The 19,422-nt window shown below is 71.9% G+C and carries 19 protein-coding genes; 12 read left to right on the forward strand and 7 right to left on the reverse strand.

Translation table 11 applies throughout. The features are described from left to right. Positions 1-50: 50 nt before the first annotated feature. From AB0M08_RS15425 to AB0M08_RS15435, 3 genes are read left to right on the forward strand one after another with little or no spacing between them, the layout of a single operon-like run. Positions 51-1,229 (forward strand): cytochrome P450, encoded by a 1,179-nt coding sequence (locus AB0M08_RS15425; RefSeq protein WP_364492952.1) that lies wholly within the window; start codon positions 51-53, stop codon positions 1,227-1,229. Positions 1,230-1,242: 13 nt separating this feature from the next. After that, complete coding sequence (add, locus tag AB0M08_RS15430) at positions 1,243-2,220, forward strand: adenosine deaminase (protein WP_364492954.1); 978 nt, start codon at positions 1,243-1,245, stop codon at positions 2,218-2,220. A gap of 20 nt (positions 2,221-2,240) precedes the next feature. After that, a complete protein-coding gene (locus tag AB0M08_RS15435; protein ID WP_364492956.1) occupies positions 2,241-3,308 on the forward strand; it encodes an LLM class flavin-dependent oxidoreductase in 1,068 nt (355 codons plus the stop codon). Positions 3,309-3,629: 321 nt separating this feature from the next. Here the strand turns inward: AB0M08_RS15435 and AB0M08_RS15440 are convergent, their stop codons facing one another. From AB0M08_RS15440 to AB0M08_RS15455, 4 genes are all read right to left on the reverse strand, one after another. After that, positions 3,630-4,247: an L-type lectin-domain containing protein gene (locus tag AB0M08_RS15440; RefSeq protein ID WP_364492958.1), complete on the reverse strand. Its 618-nt coding sequence runs from the start codon at positions 4,245-4,247 to the stop codon at positions 3,630-3,632. A gap of 365 nt (positions 4,248-4,612) precedes the next feature. Beyond that, positions 4,613-5,467, reverse strand: a complete 855-nt coding sequence (locus AB0M08_RS15445; RefSeq protein WP_364492960.1) for a hypothetical protein — start codon at positions 5,465-5,467, stop codon at positions 4,613-4,615. 277 nt (positions 5,468-5,744) lie between these two features. Next, a complete protein-coding gene (locus AB0M08_RS15450; protein ID WP_364492962.1) occupies positions 5,745-6,419 on the reverse strand; it encodes a M15 family metallopeptidase in 675 nt (224 codons plus the stop codon). Positions 6,420-6,673: 254 nt separating this feature from the next. Next, positions 6,674-7,516 carry a helix-turn-helix transcriptional regulator gene (locus AB0M08_RS15455; RefSeq protein ID WP_364492964.1) on the reverse strand — a complete coding sequence of 281 codons (843 nt, stop codon included), beginning with the start codon at positions 7,514-7,516 and terminating at the stop codon, positions 6,674-6,676. A 103-nt stretch (positions 7,517-7,619) separates the two neighbouring features. Between AB0M08_RS15455 and AB0M08_RS15460 the strand changes: the two genes are divergently transcribed. From AB0M08_RS15460 to AB0M08_RS15485, 6 genes are all read left to right on the forward strand, one after another. Then, a complete protein-coding gene (locus AB0M08_RS15460) occupies positions 7,620-8,324 on the forward strand; it encodes an SDR family NAD(P)-dependent oxidoreductase (protein WP_364492966.1) in 705 nt (234 codons plus the stop codon). 405 nt (positions 8,325-8,729) lie between these two features. Further along, positions 8,730-9,998, forward strand: a complete 1,269-nt coding sequence (locus AB0M08_RS15465) for a sensor domain-containing protein (protein WP_364492968.1) — start codon at positions 8,730-8,732, stop codon at positions 9,996-9,998. Further along, positions 9,995-10,159 (forward strand): hypothetical protein, encoded by a 165-nt coding sequence (locus AB0M08_RS15470; protein WP_364492970.1) that lies wholly within the window; start codon positions 9,995-9,997, stop codon positions 10,157-10,159. Before AB0M08_RS15465 ends, AB0M08_RS15470 begins: the two co-directional genes overlap by 4 nt. Then, positions 10,156-10,806 carry a response regulator transcription factor gene (locus AB0M08_RS15475; protein ID WP_364492972.1) on the forward strand — a complete coding sequence of 217 codons (651 nt, stop codon included), beginning with the start codon at positions 10,156-10,158 and terminating at the stop codon, positions 10,804-10,806. Before AB0M08_RS15470 ends, AB0M08_RS15475 begins: the two co-directional genes overlap by 4 nt. A 475-nt stretch (positions 10,807-11,281) precedes the next feature. Beyond that, positions 11,282-11,902 (forward strand): permease-like cell division protein FtsX, encoded by a 621-nt coding sequence (locus AB0M08_RS15480; RefSeq protein WP_364492974.1) that lies wholly within the window; start codon positions 11,282-11,284, stop codon positions 11,900-11,902. 62 nt (positions 11,903-11,964) lie between these two features. After that, positions 11,965-12,591, forward strand: coding sequence for a SigE family RNA polymerase sigma factor (locus AB0M08_RS15485; RefSeq protein ID WP_364492975.1), 627 nt, complete (start codon positions 11,965-11,967; stop codon positions 12,589-12,591). A gap of 132 nt (positions 12,592-12,723) precedes the next feature. Here AB0M08_RS15485 and AB0M08_RS15490 read toward each other — a convergent pair whose 3' ends face one another. Continuing rightward, entirely contained in the window at positions 12,724-13,920 is a 1,197-nt protein-coding gene (locus AB0M08_RS15490) for a GAF domain-containing sensor histidine kinase (protein WP_364492977.1), read from the reverse strand. Positions 13,921-14,055: 135 nt separating this feature from the next. Continuing rightward, complete coding sequence (locus tag AB0M08_RS15495; RefSeq protein WP_364492979.1) at positions 14,056-14,931, reverse strand: alpha/beta hydrolase; 876 nt, start codon at positions 14,929-14,931, stop codon at positions 14,056-14,058. Between the two features lie 95 nt (positions 14,932-15,026). On the opposite strand from AB0M08_RS15495, the gene AB0M08_RS15500 reads away from it, so the two are divergent. From AB0M08_RS15500 to AB0M08_RS15510, 3 genes are all read left to right on the forward strand, one after another. Then, positions 15,027-16,043, forward strand: coding sequence for a helix-turn-helix domain-containing protein (locus AB0M08_RS15500; RefSeq protein ID WP_364492981.1), 1,017 nt, complete (start codon positions 15,027-15,029; stop codon positions 16,041-16,043). A 131-nt stretch (positions 16,044-16,174) separates the two neighbouring features. Further along, on the forward strand, positions 16,175-16,900 hold the full coding sequence (locus AB0M08_RS15505; protein ID WP_364492982.1) for a class I SAM-dependent methyltransferase: 726 nt from the start codon (positions 16,175-16,177) through the stop codon (positions 16,898-16,900). Continuing rightward, positions 16,893-17,300, forward strand: coding sequence for a hypothetical protein (locus AB0M08_RS15510; protein WP_364492984.1), 408 nt, complete (start codon positions 16,893-16,895; stop codon positions 17,298-17,300). Before AB0M08_RS15505 ends, AB0M08_RS15510 begins: the two co-directional genes overlap by 8 nt. Positions 17,301-17,337: 37 nt before the next feature. Here the strand turns inward: AB0M08_RS15510 and AB0M08_RS15515 are convergent, their stop codons facing one another. Then, positions 17,338-19,404: a UvrD-helicase domain-containing protein gene (locus tag AB0M08_RS15515; RefSeq protein ID WP_364492986.1), complete on the reverse strand. Its 2,067-nt coding sequence runs from the start codon at positions 19,402-19,404 to the stop codon at positions 17,338-17,340. Positions 19,405-19,422: the final 18 nt, after the last annotated feature.

Consider the following 19,422-nt stretch of genomic DNA (forward strand, 5'->3'; position numbering starts at 1 on the left):
TGTCATCCCTCCGAAACAGCACCGGCACGTTCGCAGTGTTTTTTACACCAATGGCAGTCAAGACTAAAGAACGAGCGGTCGACGACCTCCCGTGGATGGACGTCGACGACCCGCAGCTGGCCGAGGACCCGGCGGCCTTCCTCGCCCGGCACCGGCCGGGCGACTGGGCGTACCGGAGCCGCCGCGGTGTCGAGATCATCCGCTACGAGCCGGTCTGGCGCTTCCTCACCGACCGGCGGCTCGCTCCGGACGTCGCCGACCTGCGGGCCGCCTCCGGCCTGGGCGAGGTCAACGCGTTCAACGGGATGCTCGCCGCAAACGGCGCGCACCACGCCCGGCTCCGGGGTTCGGCCGCCGCCTACTTCTCCCCCGCCCGGGTCGAACAGTGGCGCCCGTTCGTCCAGGACGCCTGCCGTCGGCTGATGGCCGGAAACGGTCAGACCGTCGACCTGATCCCCGCGCTCTGCGCCCCGCTGCCCGGGCTGGTCTTCACCCGGATGATCGGCGCGCCGGAGTCCGACGCCGCCCGGCTCTGCGCCTGGTCCGACGCGCTTCTCAAGATCTTCTACCAGGACCCGGCGAACCGCGACGAGATCCTCGCGGCCGACGAGGCGCTGCGGGAGTACGTCCTCGACCAGCTCGCCGCCCGTCGCGCGAACCCCGGTGACGACCTGCTCTCCGCGATGGCCGCCCGGCTGGACGACGACGCCGAGCTGACCGGGCTCGCCGCCGAGCTGCTCTCCGCCAGCACCGACAACACCACCAGCCAGCTCGGCGCCGCCCTGATGCACGCGCTGGCCGACCCGGCGATCTGGGCGGCGCTGGCCGAGGACCCGACGATGCCCGCCACGGTCGCGGCCGAGGCGGAGCGGCTCACCCCACGGGTCGGCTTCATCAACCGCAAGGCCAACACCCACGTGGTGATCGACGATCTCGCCATCCCGGCGGGCACCTGGATCCGCTGCTCGGTGCTCGCCGGTCACCACGACGAGTCCGTTTTCGATAATCCGACGGCGTTCCAGCCGCGGCGCGCCGATCAACGCCGGTCGCTGGTCTTCGGCGCCGGGCCGCACTACTGCATCGGTGCCGGGCTCGCCCAGGTCGAGATCGAGGAGGCGCTGCGGCACCTGGCTACGGCGTACCCGGGAATGCATTTGATCGAAGAACCGGTCTGGCAGAAGTCCGAAGTGCTCGCGGCCGTCACGTCACTCCCCGTCGCTCTCAGTTAAGGAATCGACTCTCATGAAAGACCTGCGTGCCCTACCCAAGGCACACCTGCATATCCACCTCGAGGCGACGTTGCGGCCGTCAACCCTTGCCGAGCTGGCCGAAGCGGCCGGTGTGCCGCTGCCGCGCACGAGCGGCTTCACCGGGTTCAGCGAGTTCTCCACCGCCTACCTGAGCCTACTCACGGTAATCAACACCCCGGAACGGCTGGCCCGGCTCGTCGACGAGGCGGTCGAGGACGCGGCCGCCGAGGGCGCCGTGGTGATCGAACTGGCCACCACGCCGACCTTCTACACGTCGATCTTCGGCTCGATCGACGCCGTCATTCACCACCTTTGCGAGTACGCCGAAGCCTCCGCCGCCAAGCACGGGGTATGGACCGGCATCGTGGTGGCGATCGATCGAACCGGCGGTCCCGAGTCCGCTTTAGATCTCGCCGAGGCGGCGGCCCGATTCGCCGGGCGGGGCGTCACCGGACTCGGACTGCACTCCGAGGAGCGCGGCTTCCCGGCGCGCGACTTCACCCGCCCGTTCGCCGTGGCACGCGAGGCGGGGCTGCTCGCCGTCCCGCACGCGGGCGAACTGGTCGGCCCGGAGTCGGTCCGCGAGGCCGTCGGCCTGCTCGGCGCGGACCGGATCCAGCACGGAGTACGCTCGATCGAGGATCCCGCGCTGGTCGCCGAGCTCGCGGCCTCCGGCACGGTCCTCGACGTCTGCCCGACCTCGAACCTGCTGCTCGACGTGGTCCCGAGCCTCGACGTGCACCCGCTCCCGGCGCTGCTCGCGGCCGGCGTCCGCTGCTCGATCAACGCCGACGACCCGACGCTCTTCGGCGTGGGCCTGCTCGACGAGTACGAGACGTCCCGCTCGATCCTGGGCCTCGACGACGCGTCCCTGGCGGCGTGCGCCCGCACATCGGTGCAGGCCAGCGCGGCCCCGTCCACGATCAAGGCCGACGCCGAGGCGGCCATCGACCGCTGGCTGGCGAACTGAGGGCTGAACCACATCGGGGAATGCCGTCGGCCCCCGAGGCGGTTCCCGCGGACGTGCACAAGAAGATCGGGTTCCTGTCGTTCGGCCACTGGCGCAACGTGAACGGTTCACAGACGCGCAGCGCCGCGGACTCCCTGCTCCAGACGATCGAGCTGGCGGTCGCCGCCGAGGAGCTGGGCGTCGACGGCGCGTTCGTCCGCGTCCATCACTTCGAGCGCCAGCTGGCCTCGCCGTTCCCGCTGCTCGCGGCGATCGCGGCACGCACCAGCCGGATCGAGATGGGCACCGGCGTGATCGACATGCGCTACGAGAACCCGCTCTACATGGCCGAGGAGGCGGCCGCTACCGATCTGATCAGTAGCGGACGGCTCCAGCTCGGCGTGAGCCGCGGATCCCCGGAGACCGCGCTGCGCGGCGCCGAGGCGTTCGGCTACGTGCCGGCCGAGGGCGAGACCGCCGCCGACGACGCGCGCAGCAAGACCGAGATCTTCCTCTCGGCGATCGGCGGCACCCCGGTCGCGCGCACCGACCCGGCCAGGACCGGCGGTGTCAGCGGCGGCCTCGCGATCCAGCCACAAGCCCCTGGCCTGCGCGAACGCATCTGGTGGGGCGCCGGAACCAGGGCAACCGCGACATGGGCCGCGACCCTCGGCATGAACCTGCAGAGCTCGACCCTGCTCAGCGAGGACACCGGCGTACCCTTCGACCGCCTCCAGGCCGAACAGATCGAGCTCTACCGCCAGGCCTTCGAGGAGGCCGGTCACGGCCGGGAGCCGAAGGTCTCCGTCTCGCGCAGCGTGCTCCCCGTCACCGAGGAGATCGACAGGATCTATTTCGGTCGCGAGGACGATCAGGATCAGGTCGGCCTCCTCGAGGGTGTCCGCTCGCGATTCGGCCGCACCTACTCCGGCGACCCCGATCGCATCGCCGAGGAGCTCGCCGCCGACGAGGCCGTCCAGGCCGCCGACACGGTCCTCTTCACCGTCCCCAACCAACTCGGCGTCGCCTACAACGCCCGCCTCCTGGAAACGATCACCAAACACATCGCCCCCGCCATCGGCTGGACCCCCAAGATCAACCCCCTGTGATCGTACGGTCCTCGCCCCACCCACCCGGCTCAAAAGGCCACCGCCGTCGGGCCACCCCCAACCCGTCGGGCCACCCCTACCTCGTCGGGGTGCCCGCCACCGTGGCCGTCCCCGACGTCGGACGCCGCTGGCCAATTCCGGCGAGATCGTCACCGACGGGGTTCGCGGCTGGCGTTCACGGGTGTCTCGGCGGGTTTGAGTGACCTCTGGATGCCAGCTCTCCCGGCGCGGCTGGCGTTCACGGGTCTCTCGGGGCGCCTGAGACACCCCGGATCGCCAGCCACCCGGCCTCACCGAGCGGGCGCTCCCCTCACCCCGTGCTCACCGCCGTCGAGGCGCCGGTGGCCGGGCGCTCACCTCCCACGACAGAATGTCCTGCTGAGACACGACGTCCCCGGTAGCCCCGGTGAACCCGGCCCACGCGCTACCCGCCCCGAGCCGCCCGGCCAGGTCGATCCGCTGATCGATGACGAGCTGCTGCTCCGGCTCACCCTGGTCCGGCGTACCCACATGCACCTGCAGGTGGTGACTCCGCGCGTCATACCCGACCCGGGCCCGGAACGGCGCCCCGAACAGCGGGATATCCGGATCCGCGGTGACCAGATGCGCATCCGGATTCCCGTTCACCACCAGCCCGACATGGTTGTCGCTCGGATCCGGCGCATTCTTGAAGTCGTCGAACTCGATCGCGACGCTGTTCCTGATCCCCCGGTACCCGAGTCCGCCGCCCCAACCGCCCAGCGCCCGGGTCCCCTCGGTCTGCAACACGATCGCGATCCCATCCGCCCCGGACCGCCCTTCATGCAGAAAAGCGTCGAACGTCGTCTCGAACGAGCGCCGCAGGTCGACCTTGTGGGTGGCCCACGCCGCCCCCATCTGCTGATGCCCACCGCTGGTCAGCCGCAGCACGCGTTCCCGCCACGGCCCGAACCGCCCCACCGTGGCGCTCCCCACCACCGACACGGCCCCGGGTTTGTCAAAATACGGAAACCCACCAGGCGCCGCTGTCGCGGGTGCCGCATTCACCAGCAGAAACGGCACGGCCAGTACGCCCCCGGCAGCACATTTCCACACCTCTCGAAGTCCCACGTCCCCACTCCCCTCAATGTCCCCAACACACCCCTGATCACCAGCCACCCACGGCGGCGGCATCGACACCTTTCCCGGCCAGCGCTCCCCCGGCCGGCGCTCCGGGGTGCCTCAACCGCTCCGAGGCACCCCGCAGACTCAGCTCCCCGGCCGGCACTCGGGCACGGAATCAATCAGCCGTGACGCCCCTGAACGCCGGCCCGCGACAAACCGGCTCAGCGCGGACCCGGCCCCTGAGGCCCGGCCGGGCCAGCCGGACGCACCGGCTCGTTGACCATCGGCGGCCGCACAGGCTCGTTCACGACAGCCGGAGCGACCGGACGACCGGGCTCCTTCACCACCGGCGGGGCCACCGGACGACCGGGCTCCTTCACCACCGGCGGAGCCACCGGACGACCGGGCTCCTTCACCACCGGCGGAGCCACCGGACGAGCCGGCTCGTTCACCACGGCCGGAACAACCGGACGAGCCGGCTCGTTCACCACGGCCGGAACAACCGGACGACCCGGCTCTCGAACGGCGGGTGGCAGGACCGGCTGGCCCGGTGCCATGACGGCGGCCGCCGCCGGCGGCTTGCCCAGGGCAGCCGGGAGCTCCGGCTTCGCCGGTAGGGCCGGCGGGTTGATGACCAGCGGGTTTCCCGGACGGTTCGGCACGGCCGCGGTCACCGGGCGCGCCGGAGCAGCCGGCCCGCCGGCCGCGGCGGGCGGACGACCGGGCTGCGACAGGATGACCGGCGGCGCCGGGACCGGCCGTGGCCGGGGCTGCGAGGCGATCACGGGACGGCCGGGCTTGTGGGCGATGAGCTGCCACAGATCGCGGAAGGCGCCCTTGTTGACCTTGTCGCAGTCGAACTGCGCCCACCGCCTGTCCGCCTTGCCGCTCCGGCCGACCCACTGGCAGTCGTCGCGATCGGGGAAGTACCCGACCACATCCGAGTCGTAGGGCGCCGGTGCCACGTGGGTCTGGGACTCGAGTGTGCCCGTCGCGGCCTGTGCCGGACCGGCCGCGAACGCGATCCCGGAGACCACGCCGGTCGCCGCCAATACCAGTGCTTTCACCGTACTCATGTCTCACTCTTCCGTCGGTGTTTCATGACCGGTCGAGTAGAGCACAGCAATAGGCACCGCAATTGTCTTCCAGCTTTTCTCCGCGTACGGTAGCAGCGCGCGGGATAATTGCCCGCCACCGAGCATTCCACCACGTTACCGAGCTCACAGAATAGTCTTCCCGAATTCGGGTAATCCCGCCCGCCCTTTCGGGTATTCGCCGGCACCCGCCCGCACCCCACCCCGTCTCGAGTGTGAGGTTCCGGCCACTCGCGCACCGCAGCCTCACCCGGCGAGGTCAGGTGCCGCTCGTCGACCAGTGCCAGGGCTCGGGCCGGTAGTTGTGCAGACCGAAGCGCCCGGCGTGCACCGTCAGCCAGGCGAAGCAGCGGGAGCCGCGCGGACAGTTCAGGAAGTCGATCGCCAGGCCACGCTCGTGCATCGAGGTACCGGGCCGTGCGGTGTGCGGCCGGCATCGTTCCGGTGGCTTGGAGTAGATCGAGTACCGGGTCGCGGGGCTTCCGCAGTTCTGGCGGCGCAGCCTGACCTGGTGCCGCGCCGCCCGGTATCCGTTGCCGCAGAGCCACAGCCCGGACCGCCGCGCGGCGGCCAGCATCCGCTTCACCCGCCATCGGATCCGCGCGGAGACGACGATCGCCCCGCCGCCCGGACAGCGCGCGGCGGCCAGTGCCCCGGCATCGTCGACCCGCCCGACGGGGACCGAGAGCCCGGACGGTCCGAGAGTGGTGGCGTCGGGCACGAGCACCCGTGCGGGGCGCGGGCTGCCGTGGTGGGGACGGGTCCGGGCCGGGCGGGAGACGCCGCCATGGGCACGGGCATGATCAGAATGGGCGGCGCGGGCGACATGGGCGGCGCGGGCGACATGGGCGGCGCGGGCGAACGCCGGCTGCGGCGCGAGGGCGAGAGTGGCGACGACGGGGCTGAGGGTGGCGGTGACCGCGAGGGCGATCAACCGCCGGATTCTGGCTCCAGGCATAGAGGTGTCCCCGAAAGAGTGATGGAATGCCGAACGCCCAGTGGGGGCGGGACATGTCCGAAACTAGGTCGGGGACGACGCTCCGCAAAGCGCGGAACCGGTATCCAGGACTTTTTCCGCCGCATCAGCGACAGGCGGCGTACCCGAATCGGCAATCGACCCTTTGGAGGGGCGTTCCGGGCTACCCCGAACGGATGGCCGGAATGCGCGCCGGAATGGTCGCGAGCCTATTACGGGGTCATCGATTGAACCCCGATGACGCTGAGTAGCCTCATGCGATCGGCGGAGTCGGTACCGGCCGGCGCGGTGTACAGAACGATCTTGAGGTCGGTGCCCGGCGCGATGAGGACGTCGCAGTCGATGGCGAACGGCCCGACCTCGGGATGGTCGACCACCTTGCCGCTGGACTCGTGGCGGCCGACCGCGCCGCCGTCCCAGAGCCGGGCGAAGTCCGGGCTGACTTTCCGCAGTTCAGCGACGAGCGAGCGGAGCCCGGTGTCGGCGGGATAGCACGCGGTGGCGGCCCGGAGATCGGTGACCAGGGCTGTCCGGAACGTCGCACGCTGCTCGTCGGTCTCGATCACCCGGGAGGGCACCCCGGTGAACTCGCGCCAGGCGATGTTGCGCTCACGGCTCCCGCGGGCGGGCTGGTCACCCAGTACCGCGGCGGCAAGCGGGTTCCAGATAAGGAGGTTCCAGGAGACGTCACACACAGTTACGGCTGCCCCGTCGAGTTGCTCCAGGAGGCGGCGTACCCCGGAAGTGATCTGGGGGTTGATCTGGCCCGGACATGGCGCGGTCTCACCGGCGAGGATGTAGAGGTGCTCGCGCTCCGCGGAGGAGAGCTGCAGCGCACGCGCGAGCGCCGCGAGCACCTGCCGCGACGGTGACGTGGCGCGCCCCTGCTCCAGCCGGACGATGTAGTCCACCGAGAGTCCGGCGAGCTGGGCCAGTTCCTCGCGGCGCAGTCCGGCCGCCCGTCGTACGCCGCCGCCGGGCATCCCGACCGCCTCGGGGTTCATCCGATCGCGCCAGCCGCGTAGCGCTCTGCCGAGTTCCCGTGATCCGCCCACGTTGACCAGTATCGGTCGCCTTCGCCGGAACAGCCTGGTACTGGCAGTCCCATGGCCGAGGCGGGCACTGTCTATGCCCGCCCGGCGCTCGAATGATGGACGTATGACGATCACCTTGATCACCGGAGCGAACAAGGGTCTCGGCTACGAGACCGCCCGCCAACTGATCGAAGCCGGACACACGGTCTACGTCGCGGCCCGCGACACCACCCGCGGAAAGGAGGCCGCCACCCGGCTGGGCGCCGCATTCGTGCAACTCGACGTGACCGACGACGTTTCGGTGGCGGCCGCCGCCGCACAGATCCGCGAGGAACGGGGCCGCCTCGACGTGCTGATCAACAACGCAGGAATCGCGGGCACCGGCAAGGTCGGCCCGCGGATCGGCTCACTGACCGCCACCGAACTATCGACGACATTCGACACCAATGTGTACGGCCCGGTCCGGGTGACGAACGCTTTCCTCCCGTTGTTGCAGCTCAGCGATAACCCCGTGGTGGTGAACGTGAGCAGCGGCCTGGGCTCGATCGCGGTCTGCATCGACCCGGACCGCGTCGAGTTCCAGGTGGTGACTATCGACTACAACGCCTCGAAGGCCGCCCTGGTGATGGCGAACGCCCAGTACGCGAAGGCGTTCCCGGCCATCCGCTTCAACGCGGTCGACCCCGGCTACACCGCCACGGACCTGAACGACAATTCCGGCCCGCAAACGGTCGCCGAGGGCGCCGAGATCCTCGTCCGGATGGCCCGGATCGGTCAGGACGGCCCCACGGGAGGCTTCTTCGACCGCCACGGCGTCGTCCCCTGGTAGCACCCAACGGTGCCGGCCGGTCGCCGCTGGCACGCCGATCGCTCACGCGATCTCCACACCCACCTGGACCAGGCCTTCACCGACTCGCGCTTCGCGGCCGACTCCCTCCGATGAGTTCAGTTTGGCGGTACGCCGCCGGCAGCGCCAGCAGGCCGGCCACCCGCCGTTCTGGGGGCAAACCCCCACCCGAAGACGGGTGCCTGCCGGGTCGTGCCGAGGCTCTCCCCTGACTAGCGTCTCCTCCGTCACCACCACGAAGGAGAGGACGACATGGGCCTCCCGGCGGCAGAAACCCACACGGCAAAAGCAGCCCACACGACAGAAGCAGCGGCTCTGAGCAGGACGGCGGCGCTCGCCCGCACGGCGGCCCGGGCGCCGTTCAGCCGACGTCAGGGACGCGAACTGATGTACTGTCTGGCCGGGTTGCCGTCCATCCTGGTCAATCCAGTGACACTGGTCGTCGTCACGGCCGATGTGGCCTGGTTGATGACCGGTTCCGAGCGGGGAAACCCGGCGCCCGCCGACCTGGCTGTCGGCGTCTCCTGTGCGGGGCTCCTGCTGGTCCTGCTGGTGTGGACCGGGGCGGCCCGCCGGCTCGGTACGGTGCAGCGCCGGATCGCGGCCCGGCTGCTCGATGTGCACGTCGCGGCCCCGCCACCCGGCCGGCGGAGTCCCGGTGACGGGGCCGGCTGGCGGGTCGTCGCCTACCACCTGGTCAAACTGCCGGTCGGCCTGATCGAGCTGTACGCGGTGTTCCTCTGGGCCGGCGGGCTGGTCAACCTGGGCTACCCGCTCTGGTGGGGCGCGTTCCGGAACCATCCGGCGGGTTCCCGGCTCGACCCGGTGCCGGTGTTCACGCCGTTCGGGCTGTTCGGCGAGGGCACGTTCCACGTCGCGACGCTGCCCGGCACGTTCGCCGCCGCGGCGGCCGGGACCGGGATGCTGCTGGCGGCGCCGTGGGTGAGCCGGGCGGTCACGTCCGCGGACGTCCGGCTGATCCATCGCCTGCTCGGGCACGCGCGGCTGGCCCAGCGGGTCCACGACCTGGAGCAGAGCCGGGCGCTGGCCGTGGACGACGCGGCGGCCCTGCTGCGCCGACTGGAACGGGACCTGCACGACGGCGCGCAGATCCGGCTGGCCACGCTCGCCATGAACCTCGGCATGGCGCGGGAGAAGCTCGGCCCCGACGGCGAGGTCCGGGACGCCGCGGCCGCCCGCGAGCTGGTCGACACCGCGCTGCGGGGCGCCAAGGACGCACTGCGCGAACTCCGCGACCTGGCTCGTGGGCTCCACCCGCCGGTGCTCGACAACGGGCTGGGCGACGCGCTGGCCTCCCTCGCCGCCGACAGCGCGATCCCCGTCGATCTGCGGGTCGCGATCCCGGTCAGGCCCACGCCCGCGATCGAGTCCATCGCGTACTTCTGCGCCGCCGAACTGCTGGCCAACGCCGCGAAGCACAGCTACGCGAACCGCATCGAGGTCCACTTGGCCGGCGAACGCGACGTCCTCCTGCTCAGCGTCACCGACGACGGCACCGGCGGCGCCGACCCGGCCCGGGGCACCGGCCTGTCCGGCCTGTCCCAGCGGGTCGCCGTCGTGGACGGCCACCTCACGATCACCAGCCCGCCCTCCGGCCCGACCACGATCACCGTCAACCTCCCCCTCCGCGCATGACCAGCCACGCCATGACCGCCGAACCCTCGCCGCGCGCTACTGTCCACGCCGTGATCGCCGGGCTTCCACCACTCACGACCGACCGCGCCATGACCGCCGGGCTCATCACTGCGTGCCTGACCAACCATGTCGTTTTCGGGGAAATCCCGGTGTGCCGATGAGCGTTCGTGTGGTGATCGCCGAGGATGCGGTCCTGTTCCGGGCCGGGCTCACGCGGTTGATCGAGGACCACGGCCACCGGGTGTGCGCCGCCGTCGGGGATGCCGGCGCGCTGCTGGACGCGGTCGACGAGCATCGGCCCGATGTCGTGATCGCCGACATCCGGATGCCGCCCACGCACACCGACGAGGGTCTGCGCGCCGCGCTGGAGATCCGGAGCCGTCACCCACAGACCGGGGTGCTGGTCCTGTCGCAGTATGTCGAGACCAGATACACGGCCCGGCTGCTCCAGGGGAACGCGGCCGGTGCCGGGTACCTGCTGAAGGAGCGGGTGTCCGACGTGGCCGAGTTCGCCGCGGCGCTGGAGCGGGTCGCCACCGGGGGTACGGCGCTCGACCCCGAGGTCGTCGGCCGGCTGCTCCGGGCGGGCAACCACACCGCCGGGCTGGCGACGCTCACCCCACGGGAACGCCATGTGCTCGCGCTGATGGCGGAAGGCCGCTCCAACGCCGGGGTCGCCGACGCGCTCGCCGTGAGCGGTGGCACCGTGGAGAAGCACGTGGCGAGCATCTTCGACAAGCTGGGCCTGCCCCCGGACGAGGCCGACAACCGCCGCGTCCTCGCCGTCCTGCGCTACCTCGGCCCATGACCCGCCCGCGAGCGGGCGCGGGACGCGGGGGCGCGAGCGGGCGCGGGGCGCGGGGGCGCGAGCGGGCGCGGGGCGCGGGGGCGCGAGCGGGCGCGGGGGCGCGGGACGCGACCCGGGCGCCTACCCCGCATCCCGACACCGCGCCCCATCCGGGCTGAACTCCCACGCCCGGAGTCGCCCGCCCCCGACCGGCACAGCAACGGCCACGCGCAGAACACGGAGCACCGGCACGCACGAGCACGACCCCGCACCGCGCACGAGCACAGGCATGCGCGGCCCGCGAGCGCAAGCACGGGCATGCGCGCGAGCACAGGCACAGGCACAGGCATGCGCGCGAGCACAGGCACAGGCACAGGCATGCGCGCGAGCACGGGCACAGGCACGGGCATGCGCGGCGCACGGTGTGGGTGGGGGTGTGACCGGATTGCCGGGTCGGCCAGTCCTATGAGCAGAGACCTGACTTGGAGGAGTGGCTGTGGAACCGAGCCTGCGGGAACAGTTCGACCTGGCGGTGAAGGACGATCCCGGCGCCGATCACGGGGCGATGGCGGTGGCGGCGATCGCTGAGGGTGGGCGGATCCGGGAGCGGCGACGGCGGGTGGTGGCCGTGAGTGCGGCGGCCGGTGTGGTGGCCGTGCTCGGTGCTGTGACCGGTGTGAGCCTCGCGGGTGGCACGCCGTCGTCGTCTACGCCGCCGGTGACGATCGAGGCGGCGATGGCGCCGTCCGCGGCGCCGGGGTGCTGGGCGAAAACGGTGAAGTCCGGCGCCACCGATGCGGTCGTCTTTCTGGACGAGGGCGTCACGGCCGAGCGGCAGGCCGCGCTGGCAGACGCGCTGAACGGCGATTCACGTGTGGAAACGGTGCTCTTCGACAGCCGGGATCAGGCGTACCAGCGGTTCCGTGCCCGGTGGGCCGACGAGCCGGACCTGGTCACGGCGGTCGCGGCGGACCAGTTCCCGCAGTCGTACCGGGTACGGCTGTCGGAACCGGACCAGTTCACGGCGTTCCGGGCGGAGTACGCGTCGACGGACGGCGTCCAACTGGTCATCGGCCGGAAGTGCCCGGCGTCCGCCCCGGTCGGAGGGGTTCTGTGACCCTGTTCAGCGGCAGAAGGACCGGTGGGAGAGCCGGCGGACAGGAGAACAGCCGAGCCGGCGTGCGAAGCGGCGAACAAGCCGGCGAACGGGGCGGCGAGTGGGGCGACGAACGAGCTGGCGAGCGGGGCAACGAGCGGAGCGGCGAACAAGCCGGCGAACGGGCCGGCGGACGGGGCGGCGGCAGGCGGCGGGCCGTGGTGGTGCGGGATGCGGAGTTCACCGCGTTCGTGGAGGCGTCCGGGACCCGGCTGCGGCGCGCCGCCTACCTGATGTGCCGGGATTGGCACCTCGCGGAAGACCTGGCGCAGCACACGTTCGCCAAGGTGTACGCCTCGTGGGAGCGGATCCGGGACGGGGGCAGCGTGGATGCGTACAGCAGAAGGGTGTTGATGAACCTGGTCTTCGATCGGCAGGGGCGCTGCAGCAGCTCCGAGGTCGTCCTCGCCGAGATGCCGGAACACGCGGCCGACGGTGGGACTCCGGAGCTGCGGCTCGCTCTCGTCGACGCGCTGGCGCGGCTCAGCGTCGAGGATCGGGCGGTGCTGGTGCTGCGGCACGCCGAGGATCACAGCGTGGAGACCGTGGCCTCGATCCTCGGTGTCTCGGCCTCGGTGGTCAAGATGCGCAACGCGCGGGCACTGACCCGGCTGCGCTCCCTGCTCGGCGAGGACTTCCTGGTCCACTGACGGGTTCTGGCTGGTGCTCCGGGGTGTCTCAGACTGGTGGGCTGGCGATCCGGGGTGGCTCGGCCGGCCGGCTGGCGATCCGGGGTGTCTCAGCACGGCGGGCTGGCGATCCGGGGTATGGGGGTGGAACGGTCAGAGGAGGTGCGTACCGGGGAGGATGATGCGGGCGGTGACGCCGGCGCCGGGGCGGCTCTCCAGGCGCAGGCCGCCGCCCTGCGCCTCCACGATGCGGCGGCTGATCGACAGGCCGAGGCCGAGGCCGGGCATCTCGTCGCGCTGGGCGACCTCGCCGCGGGCGAAGGGCGCGCCGAGCGTCGCGAGCTCGCTCTCGGGCAGGCCGGGGCCGTGATCACGAATGGTCAGTGTGGGCTGCGGGTAGCTGTCGAGCGTGACGATCACCGGCTTGTCCGGGCCGCCGAAACAGAACGCGTTGCTCAGCAGGTGACCGATCGCGACCTCCAGCAGGCGCGGGTCGGCGGTGATCCAGACCGGTGCCTCCGGCAGGTCCAGCCGCAGCTGATCGGTACGCTCGGTGACCTGGGCCACCGACGCGCGCACCACGCCCGCGAAGTCGGTGAGGTGACGGTCGCCGACCGGCTCGTGCACCTGGTGGTTCACCGCCCTGAGCAGGTTGTCCACCGTACGGCAGAGGCGTTCGGCATTGCGGGTGATGGCGTCCACCCGACGCTCGAAACCGGGGGCGATCGCGCCCGGCGTGTCGGTGAGCAGCTCCAGGTTGCCGCGGATCGTGGCAAGCGGCGTACGGATCTCGTGGGAGATCGCCGAGACCACGTCATCCTGATCTGCGGCGACCGGAAAAGCCCGGTGCGTGAGCATGTGCCGCAGACCGGTCTCCGCGTCGATGCGACGGGCGATCCGGGACAGCAGGCGTACGGTGGCCTCGGTGTTGCGGCGGCGTGGGGCGTCGTCGAAGACGCAGAGCGCGCCGACGATCTGGCCCTCGTGGTGCAGCGGCGCGGCGCCGAGGAAGCGGACGTGTTCGGTGCCGCGGACCAGCGGGTGGGTGGAGAGGCGCGGGTCGCGGCTGGCGTCGTCGATCACCATGGTGTTCGCGGCGGACGAGACGATGTCGCAGAGGGACATGGACTGCGGCACGTCGACGACCGTCTGGATGCCGAGCGTGGCGGCGAAGTGCGCGCTGCCACCGCCGATCACCTTGAGCGCGGCCATCGGCGCCTGGCAGGCCTCGGCGGCGAGTTCCAGCACCTCCGGGACCTCGGCGACCGCGGCGCGGTAGCGTTCCGCGGCCAGGAAGCGGGACTCCACGGCGGGGGCGTCCGGCTGGCTGCGCATCATCGGGACCGTCATGGCTCGCTTCCTCCAGTGACGTCGCCTCGGGGGCGGCGAACGTATCCGCGAGAATCGGCCGGGCGGGACGGTGGCCCAGTGATCGCGGGTTGTGGTTCGGGTGCAGCGGCGTGGCAGGGCGATGGCCACGATGACTCAACCGGCCAGCGCCCGCCGGAGCGCGGCGGTCAGCGTCGCGATCTGCCGTTGGGAGATGTCGGCGGACTGGATGGCGAGGGACCCGTGAAAGGTCCCCGGCCACTGGTGCAGCTCCACCGGGACACCCTCGTGCAGCAGGCGTACGGCGTAGTCGATGTCCTCGTCCCGGTTCGGGTCGAGTTCGGCGGTCGCGATGTACGCCGGTGGCAGCCCGGACAGGTCGGTCTCCCGGGCGGGTGCCGCGTACCGGGTGGCCTCGGCGTCCCCGAGATAGTGCCGCCAGCCCGCGGCCACCTTGCCGCGGTCCAGCCAGGGCGTGTCGGTGAACGCCCGCGCCGACCAGGTCCGCTGCCGGTCGTCGAGGCCCGCCTCGTTGAGCAGTTGCAACCGGATCGCCGGGCCGTCCTCGTCGCGGGCCCGCAACGCGATCCCGGCGGCCAGGGCGCCCCCGGCGCTGTGCCCGCCGACCGCGATCGGCCCGCCCCGCTCGGCGGCCCAGGTCAGCACCGCGTACGCGTCGTCCAGCGCCGCCGGGAACCGGTTCTCCGGGGACAGCCGGTACTCCACCGAGATCACCACCGCGCCGGAGAGCCCGGCGATCGCCGCCGCCCACGGGTGCTCGGTGTCCAGGGTGCCCATCACCGAGCCCCCGCCGTGCAGCCAGATCACCGTTCCCCGGGCGCCGTCCGGCCGGTAGACGCGGACCGGGACCGGTGGATCGGCCGGGACCAGCAGATCCTCGATCGTCATCGCCGAGGTGTCCGGCACCGGGCGGCTCGCCGCGATGGCGGTCAGATTCTTGCGGGCGGTCACCGGGTCGGTCAGGTCGTTGGGCGGCAGGAACGGGAGGAAGGCTTCGAGTTCGGGATCCATACCGGTCATCGTCCAGGCTGCCACCCGGCCCATCATCCGCCAACCGTCGCGCATCCGGCACCGCTCGCGCGCCGATCGGCTCTATGCTCCGCTGTATGGAGGCGCTTGCGGTTCGCCTGTCCGGCTTGGACTCGTACGTCGAGGACGCCATCCGGGTCGTCGCGTTCTACGACACGCTGATGCGGCGCCGCGTCGACCTGCCCGCGCTGGCCCGCGCCTCCGCCGGGCTGGCCGAGTGCGTCACCGGCATCCGCCTGCACGGATCGGGCCGGACCCTGCGGTACGCCCCGGACGGCCGTCCCGCCACGACCACGCCGGGCCCGCCGTCGAGCGCGTTCCCGATCACCCTGGACGACGAGGAGATCGGCACCGCCTGGCTGGAGCGCGCCTCTCCCCCGCTCCCCCTCGACGAGGTGCTGCTCGACCGGCTCGCCATCGCCGCGGCCACGGTCGTCGAGCGCCACGGCCCGGCCCGGACCACGATGGCCGACCCCGCGCTGGTCGAGCTGGTGATCAGCCCGGACGCCGACGATCCTTCCCGTACGCGCGCCCTGCGCCTGCTCGGGTTCCCCACCGGCGTACCGCTGCACGTCGCCGCGGTCCGCTCCGGCCTCCCCCTGGACCGGATCGCGGCCGCGCTCTGCCCGTCCCGCCCGGTGAAGGCCGCACCGCTCACCGACGCCGCGGTCATCCTGGCGACCGGTTTCGACCTGTCCGCGATGCCGGACGGGGTCCGCGCGGGTGTCGGCTCCTCGTGGCGTGCGGCGCGCACGGCGCTGCGGTTCGCCACGACCCGCGAGCCGGTGATCCGCTTCGACGACCTGGGCGCGCTCGCTCTGCTCGCCGAGGTGCCCGGGCCGGTCGCCCGCGCGAATCCGGACGTTTCAGCGATCGATCGCCTCGCCGGGTCACCGGAGGATCTGGCCACGCTCGACGCGTACTGTGTCGCGGGCTCCGTCCGGCGCGCCGCCGACCTGCTCCACCTGCACCACAGCAGCGTGGCGCGCCGGGTCGAGCAGATCGGCCGCGCCCTGGGCGTCGACCTGACCACGCCGCCGGGGGTGACCCGCGCCCGGATCGCCCTCACCACGTGGCGCCTGCTGACCGGCTGAGCGAGACCTCACCACGTGGCCCCTGCTGACCGGCTGAGCGAGACCTCACCACCTGGCGCCTGCTGACCGGGTGACGCGCGGCGAGCGTTCGGTTCAAGACGACGGCGGTGGGCGGCACGGAGACTGCCGGCATGACGACCTACACGCCGGCGCTGGGACGGTTCGCGCCCACCCGGTTCTACGACTCCGTGGTGGCCCTGACCCGGGAGCGGCTGTGGCGGGCGCTGACCGTCATGCACGTCGCGCCCCGGGCCGGGGAGACCATCGTCGATGTCGGCTGCGGGACCGGGTCGCTGATCGCGACGATCAACCGGGTCGAGCCCCGGGCCCGCGTCGTCGGCGTCGATCCGGATCCGGAGATGCTCGCGATCGCGGAACGCAGAGCCGACGCCCGGTGGCTGACCGGAATGGGTGACTCACTGGTCGCGTCGCTCGGGCCGGAATCGGCGGACACCGTCGTCTCCAGTCTGGTGCTGCATCAGTGCCCGATGACGGCCAAGCGGGCGATTCTTCGCGAGATGGCCGCCGTTCTGCGTCCCGAGGGCCGGCTGGTGATCGCCGATTACGGGCTGCAGCGCACGCGATCGATGCGGCTCGCCTTCCGCGCGGTGCAGTTCGCCGACGGGAGAGAGGACACCCAACCCCATGCCGATGGCCTGCTTCCCGAGCTGATCACTCTGGCCGGGTTTGCGGACGTACGCGAGAAGGAAGTGGTTTCGACGGCGACCGGGTCCATTTCCATCTATGTGGCCGGCCTATCGAAAACGCTCGGCGAATCGGGCGGTGAAGAGGTCGGCGCCCTTACGCTCCCGGACCACCTCGACGGGGGCCGCGGCGGGACCGTCCGGGGTGGGTAGCCGGCCGACGCCCGCGTGGGGACCGAGCGGGAGCAGGATCCGCCGGACCGCCGACGGGGAGTGGAGCGACGAGGGCGGGGCACCGGCGAGCCGCGCGCGGATGTTGCCGGCCACGATCGCCGCGGCGCTGGACTGGGAGAAGAGCCGCGTCGCGCACCAGTTGACCCGGATGGAGAGCCGCGACCTCGTCAGCCGGACCGACCACGAGTCCAACGGGCGCCGGACCGGAGTCGGGTTGACCGGGAAGGGACGCGAAGCCGCGGAGAACGCCGTCCTCGGTCACGGGGAGAACATTCGGCGCCACTTCTTCGCGGGATTGACCGGTGACCAGGCCGCGGTCCTACGGGAATGGAGCCGTTCGACGATCGGGTGCATCGCCGCAGGAGAGGCCGCCTGTTGAGCGCGGGGTGGGCGCGAGGACCGTACGGGAAAAGGTTTCAGGAATTCACCAGGAGTTGGCCGAGCTCCTGCGTGCATCGGGTGAGGGCGACGTAGAGGGCGTTCCCGCCGCGCGGGGTGGCGGCGATGGTGTGCGGATCGATCAGCAGGGTCGCGTCCCATTCGAGGCCCTTGGACTGGGTCGCCGTCATGATCGGGACGTCGGGGAGCACCGGGATCAAGGCCGGGATCAGGGACGATGGGGCGATCACGCCGACCGTGCCGCCGGACCAGCGCTCGCGCATGTCCTGCACGGCCGAGGTGGCGGCGTCGAGCAACTCCGCGGGCGTGACCGTTCTTTCCCATGGCGGGACACCCGAGGAACGGACCGCGCGCGGCGGGGTGTTGCGGCTGCCGGCCTTCGCCAGGATCGGGGCGGTCAGGTCCATCACCTCGCGCGGCGTGCGGTAGCAGATGGTCAGCTCGGCCGGGGTCCAGCGGTCGCCGAGAGTCGCGCTGACCGCTTCTGACCAGCTGGTGTGCCGGTGCGCGGCCTCCGCCTGGTCGATGTCGCCGACCGCGGTGATCGAGCGCGCGGGGCAGCGGCGCAGCACCATCCGCCACTGCATCTCGGAGAGCTCCTGCGCCTCGTCGATCACCACGTGTCCGTACGTCCAGTCCCGCCGGGCCCGGGCCAGGTCGGCGATCGACTCACCCTCCGGCGCCGGCTTCTCGATCTCCGCCTCGCCCAGCAGGTCGGCGATCGCGTCGAGCAGCGGGATGTCACTCGCGGACAGCGCCCCGGGCTCGGCGGCGACCAGTTCGATCTCGTCCGCGGCGAGGTCAGGGGTGAGCTTGGCGAGCAGGGCGGCGTCGCCGAGCAGCCGGCGCAGCGCGGCCTGCGGGGTGCGGGTCGGCCACCAGGTCTCGATGAAACGCTCGACCGCCGGGCTCTCCGCGATCTCGTCGCGCAACTCCTCGACCGACGGCGCGTCGTCCGCGTCGCTGCCGGGGGCCGGCGGCGGATCGTTCTTCCGGCGGCGATCGAAACGGGCCAGCAACTCCTCCAGTCCCTCCTCCATCTCGTCGAGCAGGGCGGCCCGGCGATCGACGATCATCTCGGCCAGGACCTGGTGGAGCTGCTCGGCGAAGGCCGCCCGGGCCCGGTGGTACGAGCGACCCGAGACGGCGGCGGCACGCAGCCCGGACACCCGGTCGGCGCCGATCACGTAGGACTCGCCCGCCCAGCGCAGGGTCAGGTCACGGGGACGTGGGAGCAGGGCGCGCACGTACCGTTCCATCGCGGACTGCCACAGCCCCCGGCCCTTGATCTCGGCGAGCTCGCGAGGTTCGGTGCGCGCCACGGCCACGCCCGGGATCAGGGTGTCGCAGGTCGCGGAGACCACGGCGGTCTCGCCGAGCGCCGGCAGGACCTGGGCGATGTAGTCGAGGAAGCGGGGCGACGGGCCGAGCACGAGAACCGCCTGGTCGGCCATCCGGCGGTGGGTGAAGAGCAGGTACGCCACCCGGTGCAGCGCGACCACGGTCTTCCCGGTGCCCGGACCACCCTGGACGATCAGCGGGCCGGTCGCCTCGGCGCGGATGATCGCGTCCTGCTCGGTCTGCAGCGTCGAGATCGCCGTCGCCATGTGGCCGGTGCGCCGCTGGTCCAGGGCGGAGAGCAGCGCGCCCTCGCCGACCAGGTCGCCGCCCGCGGCCCCGTCGAGGGGTTCGTCGTCGACGCCGGTGACCACGGACCCGGTGGCCCGGATATGGCGGCGGCGGGCCTGACCCTGGGGTTCGCGGGCGGTCGCCGTGTAGAACGGGCGGGCCGCACCGGCACGCCAGTCGAGGACGACGGGGTCGGCGTCGCCCTCGCGCAGTCCGATTCTGCCCACGTGCAGGGTGGTGCCGTCGAGGGCGTCGAGGCGGCCGAAGACCAGGCCGTCGCGGGCGCGGAGCAGTTCCTGGCGCTGCTGCTCCAGCGAACGTCGGCGGGCGCGGCCGACGTCGTCGGTGGACGCGCCGGCGATCTCGGTGGCCAGATGGGCGGCCAGGCGGTCGTGGAGGGTCATGGCCGTATCGAGGAATTCCTGTTCCTCGGCGACGGCATCCGGTCGGCTCATGGCGGGCACAGTAGTTTC

The sequence above is a fragment of the Actinoplanes sp. NPDC051851 genome (assembly GCF_040681165.1).
Taxonomy (GTDB): domain Bacteria; phylum Actinomycetota; class Actinomycetes; order Mycobacteriales; family Micromonosporaceae; genus Actinoplanes.

Excerpts from the sequence above, each read along its gene's own strand:
- AB0M08_RS15425 (WP_364492952.1), top strand. The coding sequence starts at position 51 with ATGGCAGTCAAGACTAAAGAACGAGCGGTCGACGACCTCCCGTGGATG.
- add (WP_364492954.1), top strand. The coding sequence starts at position 1,243 with ATGAAAGACCTGCGTGCCCTACCCAAGGCACACCTGCATATCCACCTC.
- AB0M08_RS15435 (WP_364492956.1), top strand. The coding sequence starts at position 2,241 with ATGCCGTCGGCCCCCGAGGCGGTTCCCGCGGACGTGCACAAGAAGATC.
- AB0M08_RS15445 (WP_364492960.1), bottom strand. The coding sequence starts at position 5,467 with ATGAGTACGGTGAAAGCACTGGTATTGGCGGCGACCGGCGTGGTCTCC.
- AB0M08_RS15460 (WP_364492966.1), top strand. The coding sequence starts at position 7,620 with ATGACGATCACCTTGATCACCGGAGCGAACAAGGGTCTCGGCTACGAG.
- AB0M08_RS15465 (WP_364492968.1), top strand. The coding sequence starts at position 8,730 with ATGTACTGTCTGGCCGGGTTGCCGTCCATCCTGGTCAATCCAGTGACA.
- AB0M08_RS15470 (WP_364492970.1), top strand. The coding sequence starts at position 9,995 with ATGACCAGCCACGCCATGACCGCCGAACCCTCGCCGCGCGCTACTGTC.
- AB0M08_RS15475 (WP_364492972.1), top strand. The coding sequence starts at position 10,156 with ATGAGCGTTCGTGTGGTGATCGCCGAGGATGCGGTCCTGTTCCGGGCC.
- AB0M08_RS15490 (WP_364492977.1), bottom strand. The coding sequence starts at position 13,920 with ATGACGGTCCCGATGATGCGCAGCCAGCCGGACGCCCCCGCCGTGGAG.
- AB0M08_RS15495 (WP_364492979.1), bottom strand. The coding sequence starts at position 14,931 with ATGGATCCCGAACTCGAAGCCTTCCTCCCGTTCCTGCCGCCCAACGAC.
- AB0M08_RS15500 (WP_364492981.1), top strand. The coding sequence starts at position 15,027 with ATGGAGGCGCTTGCGGTTCGCCTGTCCGGCTTGGACTCGTACGTCGAG.
- AB0M08_RS15505 (WP_364492982.1), top strand. The coding sequence starts at position 16,175 with ATGACGACCTACACGCCGGCGCTGGGACGGTTCGCGCCCACCCGGTTC.
- AB0M08_RS15515 (WP_364492986.1), bottom strand. The coding sequence starts at position 19,404 with ATGAGCCGACCGGATGCCGTCGCCGAGGAACAGGAATTCCTCGATACG.